Annotated in this window: 7 protein-coding genes; all 7 read left to right on the top strand. The window is 60.0% G+C overall.

Annotated features, from left to right (window positions below):
* The first annotated feature begins 154 nt into the window (after positions 1-154).
* Positions 155-979: a tRNA pseudouridine(38-40) synthase TruA gene (gene truA, locus ACRESJ_RS31065; RefSeq protein ID WP_431761317.1), complete on the top strand. Its 825-nt coding sequence runs from the start codon at positions 155-157 to the stop codon at positions 977-979.
* 63 nt (positions 980-1,042) lie between these two features.
* Positions 1,043-1,660, top strand: coding sequence for a phosphoribosylanthranilate isomerase (locus ACRESJ_RS31060; RefSeq protein ID WP_431761315.1), 618 nt, complete (start codon positions 1,043-1,045; stop codon positions 1,658-1,660).
* 200 nt (positions 1,661-1,860) lie between these two features.
* Positions 1,861-2,781 carry an acetyl-CoA carboxylase, carboxyltransferase subunit beta gene (accD, locus tag ACRESJ_RS31055; RefSeq protein WP_431761314.1) on the top strand — a complete coding sequence of 307 codons (921 nt, stop codon included), beginning with the start codon at positions 1,861-1,863 and terminating at the stop codon, positions 2,779-2,781.
* Positions 2,778-4,085 (top strand): bifunctional tetrahydrofolate synthase/dihydrofolate synthase, encoded by a 1,308-nt coding sequence (gene folC / locus ACRESJ_RS31050; protein ID WP_431761313.1) that lies wholly within the window; start codon positions 2,778-2,780, stop codon positions 4,083-4,085. The genes accD and folC overlap by 4 nt, the downstream gene beginning before the upstream one ends.
* Positions 4,069-4,752 carry an SPOR domain-containing protein gene (locus ACRESJ_RS31045; RefSeq protein WP_431761312.1) on the top strand — a complete coding sequence of 228 codons (684 nt, stop codon included), beginning with the start codon at positions 4,069-4,071 and terminating at the stop codon, positions 4,750-4,752. The genes folC and ACRESJ_RS31045 overlap by 17 nt, the downstream gene beginning before the upstream one ends.
* A gap of 98 nt (positions 4,753-4,850) precedes the next feature.
* Positions 4,851-5,411 carry a CvpA family protein gene (locus ACRESJ_RS31040; RefSeq protein WP_431761311.1) on the top strand — a complete coding sequence of 187 codons (561 nt, stop codon included), beginning with the start codon at positions 4,851-4,853 and terminating at the stop codon, positions 5,409-5,411.
* Positions 5,412-5,452: 41 nt separating this feature from the next.
* On the top strand, positions 5,453-5,545 hold a 93-nt coding region (locus ACRESJ_RS31035), incomplete at its 3' end, for a hypothetical protein (protein ID WP_431761316.1).

The following is a 5,545-nucleotide window of genomic DNA, read 5'->3' as shown; positions in this document are numbered from 1 at the left end:
GTACGAACTCCTGTAGGAGCTGCCGAAGGCTGCGATCTTTTGATCTTCATCCACCCACCGCTGGCATCCCCGTCCCACGGCCTTATAATGCCCGCCTTTGCGTACATCAGCAGGCTGTCCCACCTTGGCAAATATAGATAACCCGGCCGCCGAAATGGCGGCCGAGGGCTTTTACCGGATCGCGTTGGGCGTTGAATATAAAGGCTCGCGCTATCGCGGCTGGCAGCGCCAGGCGTCTGGCGTGCTTACCGTGCAGGAAACCCTTGAAAACGCCTTGTCCAAAGTCGCCGACTCACCGGTTTCGCTGCTTTGTGCCGGGCGCACCGACGCCGGCGTGCATGCGTGCGGTCAGGTGGTGCACTTCGATACTCAGGTCGAGCGTTCGATGAAAGCCTGGGTGATGGGCGCCAACATCAATTTGCCCCACGACGTGAGCGTCAGCTGGGCCAAGGTGATGCCGGCGCATTTTCATGCACGTTTCAAGGCCATAGCCCGGCGTTATCGCTATGTGATCTACAACGATCAGATCCGCCCCGCGCACCTGAACGAGGAAATCACCTGGAACCACCGTCCGCTGGACGTCGAACGCATGGCCGAAGCCGCACAGTATCTGGTGGGTACCCACGATTTCAGCGCGTTCCGCGCGGGGCAGTGCCAGGCCAAGTCACCGATCAAGGAACTGCATCACCTGCGCGTCACGCGCCACGGCAAGATGATCGTGCTGGATATTCGTGCCAGCGCCTTCCTGCACCACATGGTGCGCAACATCGCCGGCGTGCTGATGACCATTGGTTCCGGCGAGCGTCCGGTGGAGTGGATGAAGGAGGTGCTTGAGAGCCGTATCCGTCGTTCTGGTGGGGTTACGGCACATCCGTTTGGCCTTTATCTGGTGCAGGTCGAGTACCGCGACGAGTTCCAATTGCCTGAGCGTTACATTGGGCCGCACTTTCTCACCGGTTTCGCCGAACTTGACGGCTGACGCCCTCGAAAGCTTTTGTTACCATCCGGGACTTTCTCGGATTTGCCGTGGGGTTTTAACGACATGTCAGCCGTTCGCAGCAAGATTTGCGGGATTACCCGCATAGAAGATGCGTTGGCGGCGGTCGATGCGGGTGCCGACGCCATTGGGTTCGTGTTCTACGCGAAAAGTCCAAGGGCAGTGACGCCCCAGCAGGCGCGTTCGATCATCCAGGCGCTGCCACCGTTTGTCACCACTGTGGGGTTGTTCGTCAATGCCGGTCGCGCCGAATTGAGCGAGATCCTCGATGCCGTGCCCTTGGATCTGCTGCAGTTCCATGGCGACGAAAGCGCAGGGGAGTGCGAAGGTTGGCATCGTCCGTATATCAAGGCATTGCGGGTCAAGGCTGGTGACGATATCGCGGCGGCTTGCGATGCCTACCCGAGCGCCAGTGGTATTTTGCTCGACGCCTATGTGGAAGGCATTCCCGGCGGAACCGGTGAAGCGTTCGATTGGTCTCTGATACCTCAAGACCTCAGCAAGCCAATTGTCCTGGCGGGCGGGTTGACCCCGCAAAACGTTGCCGGGGCAGTGGCGCAAGTTCGGCCTTACGCCGTGGATGTCAGCGGCGGGGTAGAGGCGAGCAAAGGCATCAAGGATCCCGAAAAGATTCGCGCATTCATCAAAGCGGTACGTGGTTGATGTGACGGCTGGCAGACTGCCGCCGTCCATAACAGCACTTGCACAAAGCAGGCATGGCTGAGGGTTTTTTGGGTTGTACGCAGGTCACGTTCCCTGATCCGGCAATCCATCGAACATCGCCGCACACATGAATTTAGCTAAGGGCATACGCGGGGCTGCGAACCAGAGCGTTCGGGCCGCCGGTACTGGAGAAAGAAAGCATGAGCAACTGGTTAGTAGACAAACTGATCCCTTCGATCATGCGTTCCGAGGTCAAGAAGAGCTCGGTGCCTGAAGGTCTTTGGCACAAATGCCCGTCCTGCGAGGCTGTGCTGTATCGTCCGGAGCTGGAAAAGACCCTGGACGTTTGCCCCAAGTGCAACCACCACATGCGTATCGGCGCCCGCGCCCGTATCAACATTTTCCTCGACGCCGAAGGCCGTACCGAACTGGGTGCGGACCTGGAGCCGGTTGACCGTCTGAAATTCCGCGACGGCAAGAAGTACAAGGATCGCCTGGTCGGTGCGCAGAAGCAGACCGGCGAAAAAGACGCGCTGGTTTCCATGAGCGGAACCCTGCTGGGCATGCCGATTGTGGTGTCGGCGTTCGAATTCTCCTTCATGGGCGGTTCGATGGGTGCCATCGTCGGTGAGCGTTTCGTACGCGCTGCCAACTATGCGCTGGAAAAGCGCTGCCCGATGGTCTGCTTCTCCGCCTCCGGTGGCGCGCGGATGCAGGAAGCGTTGATCTCCCTGATGCAAATGGCCAAGACCTCCGCGGTATTGGCGCGTCTGCGTGAAGAAGGCATTCCGTTCATTTCCGTGCTGACCGACCCGGTCTACGGTGGTGTTTCCGCCAGTCTGGCGATGCTGGGCGACGTCATCGTCGGCGAGCCGAAAGCCCTGATCGGTTTTGCCGGTCCGCGCGTCATCGAGCAAACCGTGCGTGAAAAACTGCCGGAAGGTTTCCAGCGCAGCGAGTTCCTGCTGGAACACGGCGCGATCGACATGATCGTTCACCGTCAGGAACTGCGTCCGCGCCTGGGCAATCTGCTGGCACAAATGATGGGGTTGCCGACGCCGAAATTCGTCGCTGCACCCATTGAGCCGATCGTTGTTCCACCGGTGCCTGCCAACGTATGACCCAACGTACCCTTGGCGAGTGGCTCGCCTACCTTGAGCAGTTGCACCCTTCGGCCATCGACATGGGGCTTGAGCGCTCGCAGCAGGTAGCGTCCCGAATGGGATTGGGCAAGCCGGCGCCTCGGGTGATCACGGTCACCGGCACCAACGGCAAGGGCTCCACCTGTGCGTTCGTGGCGTCCTTGCTGCGGGCGCAGGGCCTGAAAGTCGGTGTCTACAACTCCCCACACCTGCTGCGCTATAACGAGCGGGTGCAAGTCAACGGCGTCGAGGCCACTGACGCCGAGTTGTGCCAGGCCTTCGCTGCGGTGGAGGCTGGGCGCGGCGACACTTCCCTGACCTACTTCGAAATGGGCACCCTGGCGGCGTTCTGGCTGTTTCAGCAGTCCGGGCTCGATGCCGTGGTGCTGGAAGTCGGCCTGGGCGGGCGTCTGGATACCGTCAACGTGGTGGACGCCGACATGGCGCTGGTCACCAGCATTGGCGTTGATCATGCAGATTATCTGGGTGATACCCGTGAATCCGTCGCCTTCGAAAAGGCCGGCATTTTCCGTCAGGGCGCGCCTGCACTGTGTGGCGACCTGAACCCTCCGCAACCCCTGCTGGACAAGGCGCGCGAGCTCAATTGCCCGTTTTTCCTGCGTGGGCGCGATTTTGACCTCGGTATCACTGATCACAACTGGCAGTGGCGCGGTGTCGATGCCCAAGGTCGTGTTGTCGAGTTGCGTGATGTGCCTCTGCTCGATTTGCCAATGGAGAATGCGGCGCTGGCGTTGCAGGCTTATTTGCTGCTTGGGCTGCCTTGGGTCGATGTGCAGATCATTGAGGCCTTACAGACGACAAAAGTGGTTGGCCGTCTCGATCGCCGACAGTTCGACTGGCAGGGCAAGCGTCTGAATCTGTTGCTGGATGTGGGTCATAACCCCCATGCGGCGGAGTATCTGGCCCGACGTCTGGCCAGTCGTCCACCGGTAGGCAAACGCCTGGCGGTGTTCGGATTGCTGGCGGACAAGGATCTGGATGGTGTTATTGGCGAATTGGGTGCTAGTGTCGAGCACTGGGCCGTTGCACCGCTGGATTCGCCGCGATCGCGACCAGTGGTCGAGTTGCACGAGGCGCTGGTGAAGCGCGGTGCATCGGTAGCGTCCTACGGCAGCGTGGCCGCCGCCCTGGAAGGGCAGTGTGCGCAGGCGACGAGCGACGATGAGATTTTGTTGTTCGGATCATTTTATTGTGTCGCCGAGGCCCTTGAGTGGCTGGCTCGGCGCTCCACGGAGGAAGCGGCAAATGGCATTGCTGGATAAGGCCTACAAACAGCGGATGGTGGGCGCGCTCGTACTGGTCGCACTGGCTGTGATTTTCCTGCCGATGCTGTTCTCCCGTCAGGATGAGCAGCGTCAGGTAGTGGTCGAAGCTCCGACCGCTCCGAATGCGCCTGCGATGCCGCAAGTGCAGGTAGATCCGGTGGCGGTGCCTGAGCCGCAAGCCTTGCCACAGGAACCGGTTCCGAGCGACGACGATATTGCCCAGCAGGATGCACCGGCAGCGCCTTCGACGCCGACTGTACCCGCTACACCGGTCCCGGTGCCAACGGCCAAACCCGTCACGCCGCCTCACGCTTCAGCGCTGGTCCCGGCATTGGCTGCCAAGCCGGCAACGCCACCTTCCCAGCCCATCAGCGCAGCGGCGGGCAAACCGGACACCACACAAAGCCGAGTGGACGCCAACGGCCTGTCAGTGAGTTGGTCGGTGCAATTGGCCAGCCTGGCCAATCGTGAAAGTGCGGAAAAACTGCAGAAAACCCTGCGTAGCCAGGGTTACAACGCCTATATCCGTACTGCCGATGGCAAAAATCGTGTGTTTGTCGGGCCGCTGATCGAACGTGCAGAAGCTGATCGCCTGCGTGACTTGATCAATCGCCAGCAGAACCTCAAGGGGTTCGTGGTGCGCTTTCAGCCTGAGCGTGGCTAAATCTATCGCAACGATTTGAAATGCACTGACAATCGCAGCTTACCGATAAGCATGGGCTCTGCTAAAATGCGCCGCCTTATCCGTCTGTAGGCTGCACTGTGCCATTTACCTGGGTTGACTGGGCGATCGTTGCAATCGTCGCCATCTCCGCATTGATCAGTTTGAGCCGCGGCTTCGTCAAAGAAGCACTGTCGCTGGTGACCTGGATCATCGCAGGAGCCGTTGCCTGGATGTTTGGTGGCTCATTGTCCGAGTACCTCGCCGGATATATCCAGACGCCATCGGCTCGTGTGATCACGGGCTGCGCAATAATGTTTGTCGCCACGTTGATCGTAGGCGCAATGATCAATTATCTGATCGGCGAATTGGTACGGGTCACCGGGCTGTCCGGGACCGATCGATTCCTCGGCATGGCCTTCGGCGCCGCGCGTGGCGTGTTGCTGGTGGTCGTGGCGGTCGGGCTGTTGAGCCTGGGGCCGGTGCAGCAGGACGAGTGGTGGCAGCAGTCGCAACTCGTGCCAAAATTTCTATTGGTCGCAGACTGGTCCAAAAACCTGATCCTCGGGTGGAGCAGTCAGTGGCTTGCCAGCGGTATCAGCGTACCCGCTGAAATACCGTTCAAGGAACAGCTCTTGCCGATGGCCAAAACGCCTCAGTGAGTTGTGTTCAGTTCAGATCCATTAAGTAGGGGTTGCGTCGCATGTGTGGCATCGTCGGTATCGTCGGTAAGTCGAACGTCAATCAGGCGCTGTATGACGCGCTAACCGTCCTCCAGCACCGCGGCCAGGACGCT

It is taken from the genome of Pseudomonas sp., assembly GCF_050739655.1.
In the GTDB taxonomy this organism is placed as follows: Bacteria; Pseudomonadota; Gammaproteobacteria; order Pseudomonadales; family Pseudomonadaceae; genus Aquipseudomonas.
This window is presented reverse-complemented; position numbering and strand designations above follow the sequence as displayed.

Excerpts from the sequence above, each read along its gene's own strand:
- ACRESJ_RS31060 (WP_431761315.1), top strand. The coding sequence starts at position 1,043 with ATGTCAGCCGTTCGCAGCAAGATTTGCGGGATTACCCGCATAGAAGAT.
- ACRESJ_RS31045 (WP_431761312.1), top strand. The coding sequence starts at position 4,069 with ATGGCATTGCTGGATAAGGCCTACAAACAGCGGATGGTGGGCGCGCTC.
- accD (WP_431761314.1), top strand. The coding sequence starts at position 1,861 with ATGAGCAACTGGTTAGTAGACAAACTGATCCCTTCGATCATGCGTTCC.
- truA (WP_431761317.1), top strand. The coding sequence starts at position 155 with ATGGCGGCCGAGGGCTTTTACCGGATCGCGTTGGGCGTTGAATATAAA.
- folC (WP_431761313.1), top strand. The coding sequence starts at position 2,778 with ATGACCCAACGTACCCTTGGCGAGTGGCTCGCCTACCTTGAGCAGTTG.